Annotated in this window: 22 protein-coding genes and 2 pseudogenes; 7 read left to right on the top strand and 17 right to left on the bottom strand. The window is 41.6% G+C overall.

Going from position 1 to position 19,739, the window contains the following annotated elements:
* Positions 1–228: 228 nt before the first annotated feature.
* Positions 229–480 (top strand): 30S ribosomal protein S20, encoded by a 252-nt coding sequence (rpsT, locus tag AC25Y5_RS09495; protein WP_482100789.1) that lies wholly within the window; start codon positions 229–231, stop codon positions 478–480.
* A gap of 199 nt (positions 481–679) precedes the next feature.
* Here the strand turns inward: rpsT and holA are convergent, their stop codons facing one another.
* Entirely contained in the window at positions 680–1,696 is a 1,017-nt protein-coding gene (gene holA / locus AC25Y5_RS09490; RefSeq protein WP_488140063.1) for a DNA polymerase III subunit delta, read from the bottom strand.
* A 161-nt stretch (positions 1,697–1,857) separates the two neighbouring features.
* Between holA and AC25Y5_RS09485 the strand changes: the two genes are divergently transcribed.
* On the top strand, positions 1,858–1,992 hold the full coding sequence (locus AC25Y5_RS09485; RefSeq protein WP_482100791.1) for a YqzM family protein: 135 nt from the start codon (positions 1,858–1,860) through the stop codon (positions 1,990–1,992).
* Between the two features lie 53 nt (positions 1,993–2,045).
* Here AC25Y5_RS09485 and AC25Y5_RS09480 read toward each other — a convergent pair whose 3' ends face one another.
* The 11 genes from AC25Y5_RS09480 to AC25Y5_RS09430 are packed head-to-tail and all read right to left on the bottom strand — an operon-like array spanning position 2,046 to position 10,658.
* Positions 2,046–4,337: a DNA internalization-related competence protein ComEC/Rec2 gene (locus AC25Y5_RS09480; RefSeq protein ID WP_488140062.1), complete on the bottom strand. Its 2,292-nt coding sequence runs from the start codon at positions 4,335–4,337 to the stop codon at positions 2,046–2,048.
* Positions 4,334–4,897, bottom strand: coding sequence for a ComE operon protein 2 (locus AC25Y5_RS09475; protein WP_488140208.1), 564 nt, complete (start codon positions 4,895–4,897; stop codon positions 4,334–4,336). The genes AC25Y5_RS09480 and AC25Y5_RS09475 overlap by 4 nt, the downstream gene beginning before the upstream one ends.
* 57 nt (positions 4,898–4,954) lie before the next feature.
* A complete protein-coding gene (locus tag AC25Y5_RS09470) occupies positions 4,955–5,632 on the bottom strand; it encodes a helix-hairpin-helix domain-containing protein (protein ID WP_488140061.1) in 678 nt (225 codons plus the stop codon).
* 46 nt (positions 5,633–5,678) lie between these two features.
* Positions 5,679–6,419 carry a class I SAM-dependent DNA methyltransferase gene (locus tag AC25Y5_RS09465; protein WP_488140060.1) on the bottom strand — a complete coding sequence of 247 codons (741 nt, stop codon included), beginning with the start codon at positions 6,417–6,419 and terminating at the stop codon, positions 5,679–5,681.
* The gene (gene rsfS / locus AC25Y5_RS09460; protein WP_488140059.1) at positions 6,416–6,760 is read right to left on the bottom strand and encodes a ribosome silencing factor; all 345 of its coding nucleotides are present in this window, start codon (positions 6,758–6,760) and stop codon (positions 6,416–6,418) included. Before rsfS ends, AC25Y5_RS09465 begins: the two co-directional genes overlap by 4 nt.
* 4 nt (positions 6,761–6,764) lie before the next feature.
* Positions 6,765–7,328 (bottom strand): bis(5'-nucleosyl)-tetraphosphatase (symmetrical) YqeK, encoded by a 564-nt coding sequence (yqeK, locus tag AC25Y5_RS09455; RefSeq protein ID WP_488140058.1) that lies wholly within the window; start codon positions 7,326–7,328, stop codon positions 6,765–6,767.
* Positions 7,294–7,887, bottom strand: coding sequence for a nicotinate-nucleotide adenylyltransferase (locus AC25Y5_RS09450; RefSeq protein ID WP_488140057.1), 594 nt, complete (start codon positions 7,885–7,887; stop codon positions 7,294–7,296). Before AC25Y5_RS09450 ends, yqeK begins: the two co-directional genes overlap by 35 nt.
* Positions 7,888–7,902: 15 nt before the next feature.
* Positions 7,903–8,193: a ribosome assembly RNA-binding protein YhbY gene (gene yhbY / locus AC25Y5_RS09445; RefSeq protein ID WP_488140056.1), complete on the bottom strand. Its 291-nt coding sequence runs from the start codon at positions 8,191–8,193 to the stop codon at positions 7,903–7,905.
* 2 nt (positions 8,194–8,195) lie between these two features.
* Entirely contained in the window at positions 8,196–9,023 is an 828-nt protein-coding gene (gene aroE, locus AC25Y5_RS09440) for a shikimate dehydrogenase (RefSeq protein ID WP_488140055.1), read from the bottom strand.
* 13 nt (positions 9,024–9,036) lie between these two features.
* Positions 9,037–10,137: a ribosome biogenesis GTPase YqeH gene (gene yqeH / locus AC25Y5_RS09435; RefSeq protein WP_488140054.1), complete on the bottom strand. Its 1,101-nt coding sequence runs from the start codon at positions 10,135–10,137 to the stop codon at positions 9,037–9,039.
* A gap of 2 nt (positions 10,138–10,139) precedes the next feature.
* Complete coding sequence (locus AC25Y5_RS09430) at positions 10,140–10,658, bottom strand: YqeG family HAD IIIA-type phosphatase (protein WP_488140207.1); 519 nt, start codon at positions 10,656–10,658, stop codon at positions 10,140–10,142.
* Between the two features lie 238 nt (positions 10,659–10,896).
* Between AC25Y5_RS09430 and AC25Y5_RS09425 the strand changes: the two are divergent.
* From AC25Y5_RS09425 to AC25Y5_RS09410, 4 genes and pseudogenes are all read left to right on the top strand, one after another.
* A pseudogene (locus AC25Y5_RS09425) lies at positions 10,897–11,250 on the top strand (sigma-70 family RNA polymerase sigma factor); the annotation flags it as partial.
* Positions 11,251–11,369: 119 nt separating this feature from the next.
* Positions 11,370–11,534 (top strand): hypothetical protein, encoded by a 165-nt coding sequence (locus AC25Y5_RS09420; RefSeq protein WP_488140053.1) that lies wholly within the window; start codon positions 11,370–11,372, stop codon positions 11,532–11,534.
* Positions 11,503–13,020: a recombinase family protein gene (locus tag AC25Y5_RS09415; RefSeq protein ID WP_488140052.1), complete on the top strand. Its 1,518-nt coding sequence runs from the start codon at positions 11,503–11,505 to the stop codon at positions 13,018–13,020. Before AC25Y5_RS09420 ends, AC25Y5_RS09415 begins: the two co-directional genes overlap by 32 nt.
* Before the next feature lie 981 nt (positions 13,021–14,001).
* Positions 14,002–14,280: a hypothetical protein gene (locus AC25Y5_RS09410; protein WP_488140051.1), complete on the top strand. Its 279-nt coding sequence runs from the start codon at positions 14,002–14,004 to the stop codon at positions 14,278–14,280.
* A gap of 117 nt (positions 14,281–14,397) precedes the next feature.
* Here AC25Y5_RS09410 and AC25Y5_RS09405 read toward each other — a convergent pair whose 3' ends face one another.
* The 4 genes from AC25Y5_RS09405 to AC25Y5_RS09390 form a co-directional block, all read right to left on the bottom strand.
* Positions 14,398–14,994, bottom strand: coding sequence for a hypothetical protein (locus AC25Y5_RS09405; protein WP_488140050.1), 597 nt, complete (start codon positions 14,992–14,994; stop codon positions 14,398–14,400).
* 194 nt (positions 14,995–15,188) lie between these two features.
* Positions 15,189–16,115 (bottom strand): hypothetical protein, encoded by a 927-nt coding sequence (locus tag AC25Y5_RS09400; RefSeq protein WP_488140049.1) that lies wholly within the window; start codon positions 16,113–16,115, stop codon positions 15,189–15,191.
* A 252-nt stretch (positions 16,116–16,367) separates the two neighbouring features.
* Positions 16,368–16,532 (bottom strand): hypothetical protein, encoded by a 165-nt coding sequence (locus AC25Y5_RS09395; protein ID WP_488140048.1) that lies wholly within the window; start codon positions 16,530–16,532, stop codon positions 16,368–16,370.
* A gap of 238 nt (positions 16,533–16,770) precedes the next feature.
* Positions 16,771–16,911 carry a hypothetical protein gene (locus AC25Y5_RS09390; RefSeq protein ID WP_488140047.1) on the bottom strand — a complete coding sequence of 47 codons (141 nt, stop codon included), beginning with the start codon at positions 16,909–16,911 and terminating at the stop codon, positions 16,771–16,773.
* A gap of 1,253 nt (positions 16,912–18,164) precedes the next feature.
* Here AC25Y5_RS09390 and AC25Y5_RS09385 point away from each other — a divergent pair.
* A pseudogene (locus AC25Y5_RS09385) lies at positions 18,165–18,533 on the top strand (sigma-70 family RNA polymerase sigma factor); the annotation flags it as partial.
* Positions 18,534–19,020: 487 nt separating this feature from the next.
* Here the strand turns inward: AC25Y5_RS09385 and mtnN are convergent.
* Complete coding sequence (gene mtnN / locus AC25Y5_RS09380; RefSeq protein WP_482100802.1) at positions 19,021–19,713, bottom strand: 5'-methylthioadenosine/S-adenosylhomocysteine nucleosidase; 693 nt, start codon at positions 19,711–19,713, stop codon at positions 19,021–19,023.
* Between the last annotated feature and the right edge of the window lie 26 nt (positions 19,714–19,739).

Genomic DNA, 19,739 nt, shown 5'->3' with positions numbered 1-19,739 from the left:
TAGGCTAGACTCTTCTACCTAATCCCTCGAGTCGCTTCAGTCCATAAGGCAAAAGCAAAGAACACCTAGGCTAAAAGCATTTCCGTACTTATCATGGCTGAACAAGTACACAGCACTTTTGTTCTTGCAATCTCGCGCTAAATTTGATAAAATAATGCTTGTTGTGAAAGAGATATCCGAAACTTCGTGGAAACACTCTTGCCTTACCTGAAACTGGAGGTGAATGAAATGCCAAACATTAAATCTGCAATCAAACGCGTAAAACAAAGCAATGCTGCAAACGAGCAAAACTCGAATGTAAAACACGCAATGCGTACAGCTGTACGTAAAGCTGAAACTGCTCTTGACGCTAAAGACGAAAACGCTACTGGCTTACTAAGAGATGCAATCAAAAAAATGGATACAGCTGCACGTAAAGGCCTTATCCATAAAAATACTGCATCACGTCAAAAAGCACGTCTTACTAAAAAAGCACTTTAATTTTCATACTAAAAAAGGCCGCCCGATTTTTGGACGACCTTTTTTTTTTGCCTTATATATCTTCCAAATTGGATACTATGCATGAGCACAGTTCAGAAAACAGTCCTGTCAGGAAGGATTGAACTGCATTCTGCTCGGGCATTCGACGCGGCTCCCTTAGACTTCCTACCACTCCACAGATATCTTCACTATTCTTTCGTCATTTCCTTAGAGGTTCCATAAAGAACAATTCCAATATCCGTTCCCTTTTTCCACTTGAGGTTTTCAGTTTGTAGTCGATACCTGCAAGTTTATTCAAAATGACGAGTAATCGTTCCGAACTCGGCAGCCCCCTGTTTTCCATCATTAGTTTTACCCTGTATGGATGAACACTTAACGTTTTTGCAATTTGATGCTGCTGATAGCCCTTTTTTTGTAGTAAGCCAACATGTACCATGAGCCTCACTTGACTAGCAATAAGAGATGTCAACATAATTGGTTCCTCACCATTGCGTAGTAAATCACGATAGATCGCAACAGTATTCGATACTTTTCCAGTGACGTATGCATCTGTTAAACGGAAGACATCTACTTCTGGCGTACGCGGTACAAGTGACTCAATCACATCTGCTGTGATGGCACCTTCTCCGTTCAAATATGTAGTCATTTTAATGATTTCGGATGACAAGGTCAACAAGTCATCCCCTGCCATTTTAACAAGGAATTCTGCGTCGTCCGGGCTTATTCTGGAACCATTTGTACTTACTTCCTGTTGAATCCAGGTAAAAAGGTCTTTTCCCTGCAGTCTTTTTGATTCGATGACAGTGGCATGTTCTTTCATTATTTTCGTAATTCTTTTTCTAGCGTCAAGTTTTTCATACGGTGCTATAAATACAACTGTCGCTGTCGGAGATGGGTTTGCAAGCCACGTCTCCAGAAGTGTTAAATTATGCGTCACTTTTTCCCGTGCTTTATCTTGCGCTTTTAGAAAAGAGGCATTACCTGCAATGATTAACTTGCGATCTTCCAGGAATGGCAGTGTATCAGCTTCCTCGATAACCACTTCAACTGGTGTCTCGTCTAAATCAAAACGTATGACGGAGCCTTCATCAATATCAGGTAATGCTTTTTTTAGTCGGCTAATTGTTGAGTCGAATAAATGCTGTTCGAGCCCGGTCAATAGATAGACAGGTTCGATTTCCCCTGCGGCTATTTTCTTCCAAATTGCAGTCGCCACATTATTCACCTCTTCCCTTTAAATGCTTTACAATTATACAGTATAGCAAATCATTGGTGAACAATTTGTGTCATATACATTCATTCACATATAAAAAGTTGATAGCTATGGATTTTAACCATGAAATCATCTATACTATAATGGAATCAGGAGGTGTAGCAATGAATGAGTTTGAGCATGATGTACAGTCCAAACGTAATGATCTAATCGATTCAGGAATCGGCTTCATAGTCGCTTTCGTAGCATTTTCAGCAATTTTTGTTGTTGCTACAATAATCGACTTCATCGCTAGTTAATAGGTTTGTATGAAAAAGGACACCACATCCTATCCAGGATGCAGTGTCCTTTTTCATTCTGTCATATCTGTTATTTCAAAACGGTCTTTTTTTTGAATGACAGTAATAGACCCAGATTCAGCTGTTGACATCGTCCACAACCCATGTTTTCTAAATGTCTCAACGACTTCTGGATGGGGGTGTCCATACCTACTGTTCCTACCTGCAGAAAAAATCGTTAACTCAGGTTGCAGCGCATGAACAAACGGTTCCGAACTTGAAGTCTTGCTGCCGTGGTGACCCGCTTTCAAAATGATAGTTCCAAAATTGGAATTACCGTACTTGCGGAGAATTTGCTTTTCCCCCTCTAGTTCCAGATCTCCTGTAAATAAAAAAGAAAGTCCAGCTGTTTTTAGGAATAATACAAGTGAACTTGAATTCCCCTCATACTTTCCCTCTTTTGGTGCTACATAATGAAATGATGATTGTCCTTCATTCCACGAAACGCCTTCCTTCATTGACAGAATTGGAATACTCTTCTTTTTTGCAATCCACTTTACATCTTTCATAGCTATTTCCATTTCACTTCCTGGTGAAATATGAATTTCCTTAACGCTTACCTCTTCTAAAACTTCATCCGCCCCTTCCACATGATCTGAATCGGCATGAGTAATTATCATTTTATTAATCGTTGTAATACCGCTCCCTTTCAAAAAAGGGACGACGATTTTTCTACCAACTTCAAATTTCTTTACAGGTGTTTTCCAATTTGGTTCTCCAAATGTGATAGTTCCACCTGCATCAATAACATACACGGCCCTCCGATAAGGCATTTCGATAACGATACTATCCCCTTGACCAACATCCAAAAAGGTTACTTTCAAAGAACCATCCATATATGGAACAACATGGATGAACAGTGCAGGTACGATTACCAAAGGCAAAGAGCGAATAGCCTTTGAACCCTCTTCACAACGGATAAAAAACAATAACACGCCCACAAAAGCTATAAAGGCACATAATTCATTTGGTTTTCCAGGGGTCCATAATTGATACGGTAAGGATGCAATCCAACTTGTTATCACGCCTACTGTTTCTCTGAAAGGCACATATAACATGAATAACACATCAGCTACTTTTGGCAAGAGAAATGTCATGAAGAGAAGAATAATATTTGCCGGTAAAATAATGATTGAATACAAGGGAACGTATGCAAGATTGACGACGAATGATGAAATAGAAAGCTCATAAAAGTGTATAAGCAGTACGGGATACAATGACAGTTGACTAATTGAAGTGACGAGGAATGATACACCTAAAGCAGTCTTTGCTTTAGATAGGATACCCGAAGAATAGACAAGTGAACAAGCCGCTAAATAGGACAGTTGAAAACCCGGCTGAAACAGAACGAATGGTTGATAAATTAGAAAACAAACTGCACTTATCGCAAGAGCATCATCAAGCCTCATCCTTACCCTCCCTGAAGAAGCCAGTAGGACGATAATGGTCACTGATACTGCCCGCCACACAGAAGGTGCCCCACCCGCCATAACTGCGTAAAGAGGCAGCAAGACCATTATCAGTGTGTCTATCGTTTCTCTTCTTACCGATGCCCTGATTAATAATTCCCGTAGCATAAACGTCAATAACCCTACATGAAGCCCTGAAATTGCAAATAAATGAGTAATACCAAGTGTCCTATAATTTGCAGCCAGGTCTTCATCCATCCCACTGCGATCTCCAATCAACAACGCCTCTGCCTCTACTATGAGTGTTTTCGGAAATGTAGCCTCGATATGATTTTTCACTTTCCATCTATGATTGGATAGACTGGTCCTAATATCCGACTTCTTGACTGCTTGAATAATTGTCTCTGATTCAAATATTGCTGATGCACCATACATTTTCATATATTTCAACATATTGAAAGAATAGTCATGCGATGGAATATCAGGTTCGCGATATGAACCCGACATCGTAAATGTCACTGATGGAATATTCATTTTAAGGAACTGGTTTTTTTCCTGTTCACTTTCAATCGAATAGATGGCGTATATCGTTGCACCTGACGAAGTCTTAGCAAAACCTTTTATTTTAGCACCGTCAACTTTTACATTCTCGGTCCAATTGAAGGAAAGGGTTGCATCACCGGTTTCTTGAATGATGGGGATTGTTGCTGAGATGTAAAAAAAAGAAGTGATAGCGGCCGCAACCGCGAGGATAGGAGTGAGGAAATCTTCTTTTCTGCTCAAGAAGATAGGAAGTAGAAAAAGATTACAAAGTAACAGATAAACCGGACCGTATGCAGCAAAAACTGATACGGCTACCGGAATGGCTATATACATAAAACGAACACGGGAAATCATTTGCCGAATAAGTCATCAACCCTTTGCCTATAAGGGGTAAGTTCCTCATTTTCAATTCCAAGCAATTGCATCTTCTGAAGCATTTCGTTAAAAAGACCTAATTTATTATCGCTGGAAAAGTCGACTTTCTTTTCATCGAATGAAACATGCTCAACAGTAACTCCTGATTGTTCAAACAACTTTAATGCATATTCGTCATTTTTATAGTCAGTTGCATAAACTACTTGCTTGATACCTGCCTGGATAATTGCTTTGGAACACTGCAGACACGGAAAGTGAGTAACATACAGCGTTGAACCGGCAACTGGTATACCGTACTTCGAACATTGCAATAACGCGTTCATTTCCGCATGGATTGTTCTTACACAGTGATTGCCAACAACATAGCAACCGTAGTCGATACAATGATCGCCACCCGAAATGGAACCGTTATAGCCGCCTGCTATGATGCGGTTATCCCTAACAATTGATGCACCGACAGAAAGTCTGGTACAAGTACTCCGTAACGCTAATAGATGGCACTGGGCCATGAAGAACTGGTCCCACGTTATTCGCTCCATTTGAATGCCTCCAATACTTTTTTCGTTCGGTACATTCAAGAAGAAATGACCTCCCGATCAATTCACTGTAATTTGTGATTCTAGTTTTTCAAATGTTTTCTGACCAATTCCAGATATGTCCATTAATGCTTCAGGCGATTGAAAAAGTCCATTATCCGTTCGGTACTGTATGATTGCTGCAGCTTTCGACGGACCTATTCCAGGGATAGTCATCAATTCTTTTTCGTCTGCAGTATTAATATTGATTTTCCCGTCATTTAGTTGTGCACTTATCTCGTTAGTTGCTACAACGGGTATATCAATTAGGCCTTCTCCTTCAATCGGTACATAGATAACATACTCGTCCGTTAGTTTCATGGCATGATTTAACATGCGGGAATCGGCTTTTGGCAAATAACCACCTGCCGCATTGATAGCGTCAATCAGACGATCACCATCTTGCATTGCGTAAACACCCGGGTTCTGGACTGCCCCTTTTACGTCGACAACGACGACAACAGGAGTGATTGAAATAGTCGTTTCCTCTACTTCTACTTTTTCATTATGTTCTTTAGTCAATTCAGGGTATGGGTTTTGATCGCTCATGACAAACTCAGTGTTGTCAGCCTGTCCTTTGGGATAGAACAGAAAAGCGGCTAGTACAGCGATTGCTGCGATGGGGGTAATAATCTTACGCCATTTACCGGATACAAACGAAAGAAACAGAACGTTCACCCTTTCCTCGGCGGCATCCAAATGGAGTTCCTTCAACTATAGTTGAAAGAACTCCATTTGAAAAGGGTTATTTTCGCACTTGGAAAAATATTCGTTCACTTTCTTCATGCGGAGCCTCATCTTCCCAATCAGCAAAAATCCGCTCTATTTGAAAGCCCGTGTCCATCAACATATTTGCGTATTCAGCAACCGGAAATGTACGTTGCATATGAACCTCATCGAAACGTCTAAATAATTCATTATCACCCTTGACGAAGAAGGCCAGTTCCGAATAAACGGAGTGGATGTCTTCCCCTTCTTCTGCTTCCCATATGTATGCAATTCGACCATTATCAAATGTAAATGGGCCTTCCATAAAAATTACGTCTGTTTTAAAGGTGGAATGCACATCAAATATTAGTTTTCCGCCAACTGCAAGAGCCGAATGGATATGTTTGAATGTAGATACCACATCTTCACGGTTTTGCAAATAATTTAACGAATCAATTGCGATAACGGCAATATCAAAATCTGTAAAACCTTTTAGTTGTTGCATTGGCTGTTCGAAAAATTGCATAGATAAAGAAAGAGACCGAGCTCGTTCTTCCGCTACATTTAACATGTCAGCGGAAAGATCGATTCCAGTCACTTGTGCTCCTTGCTTTGCAAGCTTCACAGATAAAAGACCTGTTCCACATCCGATATCCAATACACGTTTTCCGGAAATTCCCCCTGCCGCTACATCGATTAACTCGATGTAGGCGTCATAAGGTATTTCGGTCATCAGTTCATCGTAGACAGAAGCGAATTCGGAATAAGCACGGTTCATTTTTCTGTAGCCATATCGAGCGTAGGAGCGTCTCCCCACAGCTTTTCAAGGTTGTAATAGCCTCGTTCATCTTTATGGAATACATGGACAACTACATCGCCAAGATCGACGAGAACCCATCTTGCCATATCCATACCTTCAATTCTTCTAGATGAGAATCCTGCTTCAGCAGCTTTGTCAGCAACTTCTTTCGCAATTGCTTGTACTTGGCGCCCTGAATTCGCGTGACAGATGATGAATTGGTCCGCGATTAGCGATACCCCTTCCATATTCAGTACTACGATGTCTTCACCTTTTTTATCGTCAATCGCTCTATAAGCTGTTTCTAATAATGTAGTCATAACTTCACTGTTCCCTTCTTATTAACTCATTGTAACAGTCTAACGAGTCCGGATAAACGGGAACTCTTTTATTCACTAGAAATTGCACCGACTGATAGATGCAAGCCTCCATTGTTAGATCAAGATCCTTTTCAGCCATATCTCTTAAATCGTCTACCCCAGAAAAACTGCGTCCAGGTTCAATCATATCTGAAATATAGATGAGTTTCTCAAGCAGGGACATATTTGCCCGACCGGTTGTATGATAACGAATTGCGTTCAAAATGTCCAGGTCTGTAATTCCAAATTCATCTCGGGCTATGATTGCACCGACTGGAGCATGCCACAATTCATGATGAAATGAATACAGCCGAGGATCCTCGTTGTCCATTTCAAGTTTGCCCAGAAGAGCCGATTTGTCCATGAATTTGGCGATGTCATGAAATAGTGCTGCCTGCTCCGCTTTTCGCACTGAAATTTGATATTTTTCAGCCAGTCTTTTCGCTGTCTCCGTTACGCGTAGAACATGTTCAAAACGTTCTTTCGGCATACGGTTAGAGATTTCTTTCTTCAGCTGGGTAACTTCCATACAATCCCTCCTCTCGAATAAACAATTCAACTATAGGTGGAATTAGAAATTGTACGGTCCCGTTTACGGTGAAGCGCTGCCTTATCAAAGTTGAAGATAATTCAATTTGTGGAGTATCCACCATGATGATTGGTAAATTAGTTTCCCCGCTAGAGCCTGGTCGACCAATACCCACAAAATTGACAATCGTGACGAGTTCTTCAATCCGGTACCATTTCGACAATATATCAATATTATCCCCGCCAATGATAAAATAAAACTCAACATTCGGTTCTTTCTTTGTCAATTGTTCCATGGTATCAAACGTATAGGAAATTCCGCCCCGGTCCACTTCAAAAGCAGATGCGGTTAATCCTTGTAAATCCTTTACTGCAAGGTTCACCATTCGTAATCGTTGGTCAGCAGTTGCATCACCTGGTGCCTTTTTATGAGGTGGAATTGCTGTTGGCATTAGCCGAACTTCATCTAGCCCCAGTGCATGTTTCACTTCATTTGCAACGATTAGATGGCCGATGTGAGGCGGATTGAATGTGCCGCCAAGTACGCCAACCTTTTTCATTTGTCTCTTACCTCCTTATGGAAGTTCGATCCGTTTTTTCTCTACAGATTCTTTATATAAAACGATAGTTTTGCCAATTTCTTGAACAACTTCGATTCCTGCTTGTTCTTCAAGTTTTGCAGCTATTTCTTTTTTGTCTTGTTCGCAGTTTTGTAAAATCGTCACTTTGATTAATTCTTTTGCTTCAAGCGCTTCTTCAATTTGTGTAATAACCGATGCTGTCAAACCACTTTTGCCAATATGGACATGGGGTTGTAAACGATTCGATTCGCTGCGAAGAAAGCTTTTTTGTTTGTTAGTTAACATGATTATCCTCCAAGAGTTGTCGTTATTTTTTCAATCATTAATCCTGTATCGGGTCGTATTTCTGTCCAAGTCTCAAACGCGAGCGCTCCTTGATGGACAAACATACCAACCCCATTTAGCGTATGTGCTCCTCTTTTACGGGCTTCTAAAAGAAAATCCGTTTCAAGTGGGTTGTATATAATATCTGCAACAACAGTTCCTTCAGAAACATTGTCCATACTTAGAGGCATACCTTTTTGAGCAAAGTTCATACCCACGGAAGTTGTTTGTATAATCAAACCGAATTCGGAAAGAGACAATTCTGCCTCTTCAAACGATAATACAGTCGAATCGGAAAGTTCTGTTGCTAATTTCTCGGCCTTTTCAAGCGTTCGATTCACAAAAAAGATAGGACCGTATCCCGCAGAGTCTAGGGCAAAGGCGATACCGCGTGCAGCGCCACCCGCTCCAATTACGAGAACTTTTTTGTCCTTGCACTGCATGCCATAAGCTTCTTCCAACGAACGGACAAATCCCTTACCATCCGTATTGGAGCCCACTAGAGTGCCATCTCCAAGAACGTGAACTGTATTCACTGCATTCATCTGCTCGGCGGATGAATCCAACTGATTTAGGAATGGAATAATAGCGCTTTTATGCGGAACTGTAACGTTCCAACCCGAGCACCCTAAGTTTTTCAAACCCTCCACCGCTTCACGAAGTCTTTCTGTAGTCACGTGGATAGGAATATAGGTTGCATTAATACCTTGATCATTAAACCATGTTTCATGCATATTCGATGACATTGATTGAGCGATTGGATCTCCAATAACCGCATACCACTTTTTCACAGCAAGCTCCTCCTTAAATTAATGAAGGGCGTAGCACAACATCTACCCCACGCGGCGCATGAACAGCGACCACAACATCCGGATGTTGTATTGTAATCCAGCCCAGGCCAGAAATAACAATATCCGTTTTCGCTTTTTTAATCGAGAATTCATGACGGACAAATGGCGGCAGCGTCTCAAGTGATTCCCCAGATGGCGGTGATAGCATCCCGCCGAGGTGCTCTTTGTACAAAGCATATGCATTTGATAGCTTGGTCCGGTGAATTGTTAATTCATTTGAAACATGAATTGTGAACGAAGAGCGAGCACCCGAAATAAAGTCGAATCGAGACAGACCACCTATGTACAATGTCTGTTCGGCGTTAAGCTGAAATACTTTCGGCTTAAGTTCTTTTTTAGGTGTAATTGCTTTCAAATCATTTGCATCCAGGTGATGCGCAATCTGATGGTTATTTATGATACCAGGTGTATCGTAGATTGCTTTACCATCTTCAAACGGGATTTCTACAAGGTCTAAAGTAGTTCCTGGGAAATGGGATGTCGTGATAACTTCCCCAATACCAGTAGCACCTTTGATGATACGATTGATAAACGTTGATTTTCCAACGTTTGTACAGCCGACAACGTAGACATCCTTACCACGACGATATTTATCAATTGCCTTTAGTGCTTCTTCCATCCCTTGTCCTTTATGAGCAGAGACAAGCAATACGTCAACAGGTTTTAGCCCAAGCTTTGACGCTTCAGCTTTCATCCAATTGATAAGTCGGTTCGGATTTATTGATTTCGGTAAGATGTCAGCTTTATTACCGATTAATAAAATATCTTTGTCACCCACGAAGCGGTGCAAACCATTAATCCAACTACCATTGAAATCGAATATGTCAACGATTTTTACGACTAGTCCATTTTTTTGTCCAATGCCATTTAAAATGGCTAGGAAATCATCCCCTGATAAAGATACAGGTTGCAATTCATTATAATTGCGCAGCCTGAAACAACGCTTACAGATAACGTCTTCTTTTTCTAAAGAAGCTGGTGGTGTAAAGCCTTCCAATTTCGGGTCTTCCGTTTGGATTGTAATTCCACAACCGATACATTTAATTTCTTCCAAGCTTATTCCTCCCACTTAATCAAGCCACGGCGTTTCAGCCCGGCCATGATCTTTCTTTCAATCTTCCTGTTGAACTTCGTGATAGCTGCGTCTGATGATGCAACCGGGACTACAAGTATCGTATGCAAACCACTTCTATTGCCGCCAAGTATATCTGTCAACAACTGGTCACCAATGACGACCACTTCTTCTTTCCTGAGTTTCATAGTGGAAAGAGCTTTCTGAAATGGTTTTCGAATCGGTTTTCGTGCATCATTTATGAATGAAATGCCTAAGGGTTCACAAAAAGCTTTTACACGCATTTCATTATTATTCGAGACAATTGTCACATTTATTCCGGTTTCTTGCATCGTTTTCATCCACAAAATAATTTCGGGTGTCGCATCCGGTCTGTCCCACGCAACAAGCGTATTATCCAGATCCGTTATGATCCCTTTGATTCCTCTAGCCTTCAGTGCTTCGGGCAAAATCTGAAAAATGTCTTTAACAAATTCATCTGGCAAAAAATACTTGTACACGATATCCACTCCGATTTGGTACTTTATCTGAAACGATTATAACATAACAACGCGTAAGGCATACATTGATAAGAAAAACGAAAACGGTCTACTTAAAATCCGCGTGAATCTCCGATAGAATCTGGACACAGGATCGGAAGTTAAATCAGGACATACATTATCGCCTGTCCGACTAAAAAAACGGTGATACGGCAAGACCCGACCGCATATGCTGTCATACAACGACACAGGAGGTGGCCCGATGAGCGGGTTTGTCATGGCGATTGTCCAGCTGTGGCTCGAAGTTCCTGCGGTGATCGGTTATATTCGAGGGCAGGCATTCCAGCGGCCCTTATCGAAAGAGGAAGAAGCAGCTTGTCTGCAACGTCTTGCAGAAGGCGACGAGGATGCACGCGACGAATTAATTGAACGCAACATGCGGCTCGTTGCCCACATAGTAAAAAAGTTTCATCCGAAACACGAATTGCTGGATGATTATATCTCAATCGGAACAATTGGACTTATGAAAGCGGTGAACAGTTTCACACCGGACCGAAAAACGAAACTGGCAACCTACGCCGCACGCTGTATTGAAAATGAAGATGTAATGTCAATAGGGTGCGTATCACCTCGAAACAAACAATCTACTAATAATCTTCGACACACCGTCACAAAACCCGAATTTCGAAACCACAACTACTGGTGAAGCACAAAAGAAAACGGGGGGACGACTTCATGAAACCAAAAAGCTATATCTCCGCAAGTAATCTATATTCCGTTATTATCCACGATAATGCAACCGACAAAACAATCGCAGAATGTTATGACCAAATAAAAGCACTCATTCGGAAGGAGAAACGACACAACAATGATAGCACTTTACGCCCGAGTCTCAACTGATGAACAAGCAAAAAGCGGATATTCACTACATGACCAAATACGTCAATGTAAAACGAAAGCAAACAGCACCGAAACAATAGATTATATCGACGATGGATATTCGGGGGAATTCCTTGAACGCCCTGCCCTTTCGAAATTGCGGAATGACCTTCGGGAAGGTTTAATCGACAAGGTAATCGTATATGACCCCGACAGACTATCCCGTAAGTTATCGAATCAATTAATTGTTACGGAAGAAATTGAAAAACGGGCGGAATTGGTTTTTGTAAACGGTGAATATGCGAAAACACCCGAAGGAAGCATGTTCTATCAAATGCGTGGTGCGTTTTCAGAATTCGAAAAAGCTAAAATTAGGGAACGTATGTCAAACGGACGCCGTGCAAAGGCAAGAAACGGAAAAGTCGTCAAGGACGTGAAGGTCTACGGATACAAGTTCGATAAGGAAGCAAGTCAATTGAATATTTGTGATATCGAAGGCAAGATTGTTCAGCAGATATTCGATTTATTTACCGACCCACAAGGAAGAGTTAAAGGGATAAATGGAATCGCCAATTATTTGACCGACAAAGGCATTCCAACAAAGAAACGTGTAGGTAAATGGCATCGTCAAGTTGTTCATCAGATTCTACAGAATGAAACGTATACGGGAGTCTTCTATCATAACAAATGGAACACCGAAGGAATGCTTATAAATAAGGTTACGGATAATCCCGACGAAAAGATTCCGAAGACCTTGCGTCCCCGTGATGAATGGATTGGTGTTGAAGTTCCTGTAATAATCGACAAAGCAACGTTTGATTATGCTCAAAAGTTATTGAAAGAATCAAGACGTCGTTGGGCAGGAACACCAAAGAATACTTATCTATGTAGCGGAATGGTTCGATGTGGTGATTGCAATAATACGATGACTGGACGACGTGTAAATAATTGGGGAACGCATGTCCTTGAATATACCGATATCAAGACCCAAGCGGGGACGAAATTTGGAGGTTGTGGCAATAAAATCAAGTGTGAAGTCCTCGACCCCTTCGTTTGGGATACGTTTGTAAATCTTATGACGACGAAAGGTCAAGCAATGTCGGAAGTCGCCGCAACAATTGAAGTAGATACCGCCAATTCATTTGAACAATCCGAACTGATACGCATTGACGGTGAATTAGAACGGTTAAAGGCGGGACGTAAGCGACTTCTTAACTTTATGACAGATAGTGCCGACATTATCGACGAAGAGGATATACGAAATCAACTAAAGGAACTTAAAGATAAGGAAGCACATTTGTTGAAGTTAAAAGAAGATGCCACCGCCATGCTCGATGATATGCAGAATGAAGAAATCAACGAAGAAATCTTGAACGAAACAATCGAACAATACTTAAGGGAAGACACCGACACATTGACGGTTGAACGTAAGCAAGACTATCTTCGAAAAGTGTTTCGTGAAATAAGAGTATATGCAAGCGGAAAGGTCGAATTCATTCGTATGTAATTTAATGCAAAGGCGTTCCCATCGACGGGGCGTCTTTTCTTTATGTTCGATCGAATGGTAGACGTCGACCACTTTGTCGATTAAACCTTCTATATAATCCGAAAAATTTTAGAAAAATATTTTATAGCGACAATCATATTTAAAATGGAGGGGCGTCCCCTTTCGGAAGAATTCGATCGGGTTGGTTTCGATATCTGCCGTACACATTAATGACGCAAGGACTTCGATAGTTGAACTTCACAATAGGAAGGTCACGATGCAAATGGAGGTACTGAAACGGTAACCTTTTGTTGGATTAACGCTGGGAATTAATGTCACGTGGGTTTTGAAATTTTGTGAATATATTCGGAACGCACTTGACTCCCGATATAATCGACCGCCGTACCCCGTTGCCCCCCTTTCGGATTCAGCCTTATACTTCGTACGCTTGTGTGTGCGGCGTCCTGTATCATTTAAGCACCATCTAGTCACAGATTGATTGAAGGAGCTCTATGCGGCGTGTGTACGTTCCTTTACGATATACCAAGCGTTGAATAAACATACGGAAACTATCGTGCATTACAATTACGATTCTACGGACAAGCCCGTTGCTATTCATCATACATATGCACGAACTTCACACTATGAAGTCCATCTATATATACGTCGTGTAATAGAGAATATACGACCAATCGTTATATGCCGCCCTCATAGAACGTTGATATACCAAGCGCAATCAAATGTGATTCGTCGTCATTATAAATAATTATAAAATGATTCGTCGTCATTGATTAAGAGTTATACGATGTGATGCCGCTAGACCAACGCAATGTCCGATTCAATTCTATGTGACACGCTTTGAACACGTCATGAATCCACGCCCCATAACGCTTTACCACGATAAAGTATTTATACAGTGAAAAATATATCGGACGGGTGCGGTCACGTAATCAACGTTTTACGGGTGTTTGATGAATTCCGATATCAGTAAATGATTGACGAATGAATGATGACGATGCATTTCCGATGCATTTCCGATACATTTCCGCCCCATTACAACCAACGTTGACACACCAATGTTTACCCATCGAAAGTTTTGACATAGCAGCATTCATATGGCACTATTTCCGCATGATTTACGGTAATCAATTATCGATCGAATGGATTCAACGTTGGATTGCGACATTCGGGAACGTATGGGCGGCAAGTATCGCATATTCGATATTACATACGATTGCACAAACGTTGATACGTCGAGGATTCCGACATCTTAACATATAATGACGTAATTGACCGCCGCCGCCCTTTCACTTTGTATTACGGTTGATTTCGTGATACTGGGGACACGTGCATTCGGTCGCGACATTATGTCCCTAGCGGTTGACCGTGGCGAATGCTTCAATTCTTCGATTCCTTCCAAATGTCAACGCTTGGTCGAGAATCGGCTTGCACTTCTTCCAACGTTCTGCGGTTTTCGTCTGTCCAATAAGCAAACTCCCAATATTCGTCAAACGTCACGCCGTTTAATTCCGCTATATATTCAATCGCTTCGTCGAATCGTAAATACATTGCATGTGTGGGTCTAAGTGAATCGAACCAATCGAAGATATTTTTATCTTGTCGTGATATGTTCATCGTTTTATCCAATGGAAGGACGTTCCCGACGTTATGCCCACCGTGTCCAGTGGCGAAGGGAATCACATGGTCAACCGATACGTCAATAGACCCCGTAAGGAAGCAACGACCCCCGAACCGCTCCAAGATTCCCGCCAAATCGTTGTCTTTCATATCGCTCGGAAGTGATTGTTCCATTGCACGGCGTCGATGTCCTTTATTCGTATTGTAAATTTTAACGTTGGGAAACTTGTTCCGCTTTCGTTGCATAAGGTTCACGCAAGGTTTACAACGTTGGTTTCGTCCGTCCTTCGTTGCCGCTCGATTGAATCCGAATTCGTCGATAGACTTTACTTCCTTACACTTCGTACAGTTCTTCATGTTGATTTCCCCCATTTTTACTTTATAAAGAAAAGACGACGAATTTACTTCGCCGCCTTCTTCGTTATTCCACTTATGTAAATGATTCCATTTCGGAAACCTTGTCGCCGTTCATTAGATGGGTCACGCCAAACGTTTCGCCTTCGCCGCTATGATTGACCGTAACGTCGAGGTCGTTCACAACCTGTTTCTGTTTACATCTTCGACACTATGACTTCCCATTTTTCACCGAATCTTTTCAACTGTCCTGCATAGTCGCCTTCTTGTTTTTTGTTTTGCATGATTTCAAATGCCAACAATTGCAATTCGTCAAAATCCTTGGTCATTCCCAAATCCTTGATTTCATCTTTGAAGTAGTTCACATTTGCAACCGTTGAACTTGCGAGTGTGTCGTCGGCGGGTGCATATAATTCACGATATACCGAACCTTCCTTCCAATTCACCGAAGTTTCATTCACGAAAGATTCGAGCGTTCTAAATTCAGTATGTTCAACATTCCAATCCTTCATATCAATATCTTCAATATTCACGTGGTCGTTCCCTTCGAAATCGCTTTTGGGTTTGGATACGGCTTGATTGTTAGCTACTTCGGTAATAGCTTTCTTCATATCTTCGAACGCTTCAAATGTGTCGTCGTGGGTCGGCTTCCATTGGGCGGAACGTGACGTGTCTTCAATCGCTTGCCCTTCTTGATCAAGATGCGCCGTTCTTACAAATTGAAGATGTGCAATAAAAGACGTTGCATTATATATTCGTTCGAATCGTTCTTCGTATTCCTTGGGCAAATCTCTGTATATCTCATGATACGAATCCAAAACTTTTTGTGACTTCAAGTAAATTTCATATCCTTCATCATTATTCGTTTCCTTCAATGAAGGGTCATCCAACGGATTGGAAAGCATATCGAGCTTTTTCGAAGCCCATTGGGTGTATGCGTCGGCGACCGCTTCGGGTACGTTCGTTGTCGACACATCGTCCACATCTTGAACATCCAAGACTTCCGTTTCATTGCCGCCGCCAGTATCCTCCGCAAGACTTACTTTCGTTTCACCGAACTTATTCACCCCGACAAATATTGCGATTCCTACAATAGCCGTTCCAACTAAATATTTTATTTTCATATATGTTTCCCCCTTATCTGAATTGTGTAAAGTATAGCATCAATTTATATCCCGAGCAATCCAAGCGGAATATCCGAATAGACTCCATCAGCCACGAATTATCTACTGACGTATCCAAAGAAACCCGCACCATTCGGGTGAATTTTCCCCGTGACAAATAATCCCATCCGTTTTTATTTATATCAGATTGACTCGTGATTTCCGAAATGTTGACTTCAGAATATGCGGATAGATTTATTTTGACTTCAACGGTCATTTCGGAAGGCGTCGTTCCTGCACTGATAGCTTGAATGTGGTCATCAATATCTTCGAACCTTCTCCGACACTAACATCAATCGCACAACCTATCATGTATGCAAGACAATTGTGTGCTATATCAACCATTACATAAGATTGACCAAATGTTCTAAACGACATATCAATCCTCACCGACTGTTTTACCTATTGAATAATGCCGCATGTGGCAATTTCTCGACCTTGATTCGATAAGCTATACAAACACCCTCCGAATCCTTTTCAACCTCTAAAAACGACTGTATAGGGCAATTTTGGAGTCTTCTAATGTGTTTTGGAACGGTCGTGTAGATATCCCATAGCTTCGTTTCGGCTTCGAAGACAATTACTGTTTCCTGTTCGCATTTATCGTAATACGCCATTAACTTTCGATACCACGACGTAAATTCTTCAATGCTTTGATTGTGTCGATTTCTTCTTGCGTGACGTTGAAGCGTTGAATGATACGTTGCTCCAATCGGTCGGACAGTGGTCGAATTCCTTTCTCAATCGCCGAAATCATTTGTTGTTTGACCCCGACTTCACTTGCGAAATCCGCTGTTGCAAATCTAAGTTCATGCGTAATGCTTTCAAAATAAATCCGTCCATCTGTAAAACCCCCTTTTAGATAAGCGTTGTCCTGAACAAATTAATTACCAAATAAAAAGACGACTACCCATGAAGGTAATCGCATTCTCGATGGTCAAATCGACTTGGACGGCAACACTATTCAGTTTTGAGCGTATCCCCCGTTATGAAATACCGCTCTTAATACTCAACTGTAGTAAACGTGTGTATAACAAGCATGAAGACAAATAAAAAAGCGATTACCAATGAAGGCAACCGCAATTTTCGAAGGGAAAGCTATGTCAATCCGTCGTGGTAACGGAACGAATATGTTTTTGTGCATCCGACAATTTGAAAGTATGGAATCGGCGGCGGGGACGGAATCTTCTTTTCTTATGTATTCGCTTCTTTTATAGATTCGACAATTACTAATACTTCGTTTCAAATGTTGGTACTTGATTCAAATGTTATGAACTTATTCAAACCTTGCATCATTGCTCGATTCTTGAATGAATGTCCTTTTCATGAAAGATTCGATGTTTTGAATTGCTCTTTCTTTTGAACTGATTCACTTTGTTCATGAACTTCGTTCTTGGTACTTCGTACTATCTCTTTCTTTTAAGTTCTTTTTAGTTAAAGAACTAAGAACTTTGTAGTTCATGTAACGCATAGGTTACTATCCCCCGAGTAACGCAACGGTTACAACCCCTCATTACCGAGTAACGCAACGGTTACACTCACATATTCAATTTTATTCTATCCACGCAATCATAGGTAAAAGCTTTCACTCGATAGAAGAGTGATGAAGCGTCAAGCCCCGCAATGGTCTTCGGCAACTTGCAGATGATTTTATGTTCTTATAACACAATTCAACTGAGTACGTCCATTACAACGATAATTCAACAATTAATTTATCGAAGCATCCGAAACTTTCCGTTGCCAACCGATACATTCCGTAAAGCATCGAGATTACCATTCAGAATGAACCGTGTCAAGCGACAACCACCTTCCCTATGTCATAGTTCATAAATCGGGAAAGCCGCTTACAACGACCGCACGGGATTCTAAGGACATCGTAATCGTACGGCGGCAAACTCTAATATTACGTTTCCAATAACTAGGTTGTACCTTTTCGGGGGCAAGCTTTTGATGTGGCGTCGGTGCAACCTCAAATTGATGGACTTGACACACGCCCCCCTTGTCTTTAGAATCGAAATACTCATGTATTTACGAACGCAGAAAAAAGTGCAAAAAGACGTTTCACTTTTCGATCCGATCGGCATGGATAAAGATGGTCAATCATTACAAATTGCTGATTTGCTGCAAACGGATGATGAATCCCCGATTGACGCAGTCGAGCAGAAAGAACGAAAAGAAAGGCTGTATAGACACCTTGGTAAACTGGATGGCCGTGAACTTGAAATCATTCAAAGACGTTACGGTCTTCTCGATGATAAGCCAATGACGCAAAAAGAAATCGCAGAACAACTCGACATTTCAAGGAGCTACGTCTCCCGAATAGAAAAACGCGCAATCGTAAAATTGTACCAGTTATTCAAACACGAATACAACGAATGATGTCGAGAAAGGCGTAAGGCGCCGCACAGCTCCGACAGGCATAAGACAGGTCGGCGGAGCGGCGCTCTGTGCCGCATAGCCGAACTGACTTATGTCCCGAGGAGTTGGCGCCTGAAGCTAGACAACATGAAAAGCGGAAGGGCGCAGCACAGCCCCGAAAAGCGCTGAGGGCTTGATGATAAGGCGTCCTTTGCCTTCTCAGCAAGACTAAAGCGACTCGAGGAGCTGGCGCCTGGAGCTAGACAACGAAGAATAGCACAAGAATTTCCTCATCAATAAAGAAAAGGCGTTTCCATGCGGGAGTGATCCCAGCATTGGAAACGCCTCTTCGATTACAGATCAATCCGCGCTAACCTCACGGGAGATGATGACTGCAATGATTGTTGATACGATAAAAACGCCTGCCATTAAAATCAACATTGTTGAATCCCTCCTTGAAAGAAACATATACAAAATCTTTTCATGTACCTATCTTACCACGTAATGCCTAAAGTTTCGATAGGACTTTTAAAACAATATCCGTTGAATGACGTGCTGCAACAGGGAGGAACTCATCGAAAGTGACTGATGATTCTTTTCCTGCAATATCTGATAGCGCACGAATGACCACAAAAGGAGTATCGAACTGATGGCAAACTTGTGCCACAGCAGAAGCCTCCATTTCAGCGGCAATCATTAGAGGAAACTGTTCCTTCACTTTTCTAACATGCTCTGCATCACTCATGAACGTGTCTCCAGACGCGATAAGTCCGGTTGCGTGTGCATGCTGCCCTAACTCCTCAACGGCAGCCCTAGCAACTTCAACTAGTTTCAAGTCTGCACTGTATGCAGCAGGCTGACCCGGAACTTGTCCAAGTTCATAGCCGAATGCGGTCACATCGACATCGTGGTGACGGACTTCATTTGAAATCACTACGGTTCCTACTTCAAGTGACTCGTGGAATCCCCCAGCTGAGCCCGTGTTAAGTACGACATCCGGTTTAAATTTATTTAGTAAAATAGTTGTTGCAATTGCGGCATTTACTTTTCCAATCCCACTTTTCACTAGAACAACCTGATGATTACCGATTTCACCCTCGCTGAATTCACATCCTGCAATCGTCGTTTCGATCACCGAGGTAATTTCTCCACGTAATAGTTCCACTTCTTCTTCCATTGCACCAATCACTGCTATTTTCATATAATCCCTCCACTAAAAACGATAAT

The sequence above is a fragment of the Sporosarcina sp. Y1011 genome (genome assembly GCF_057669885.1).
This window is presented reverse-complemented; position numbering and strand designations above follow the sequence as displayed.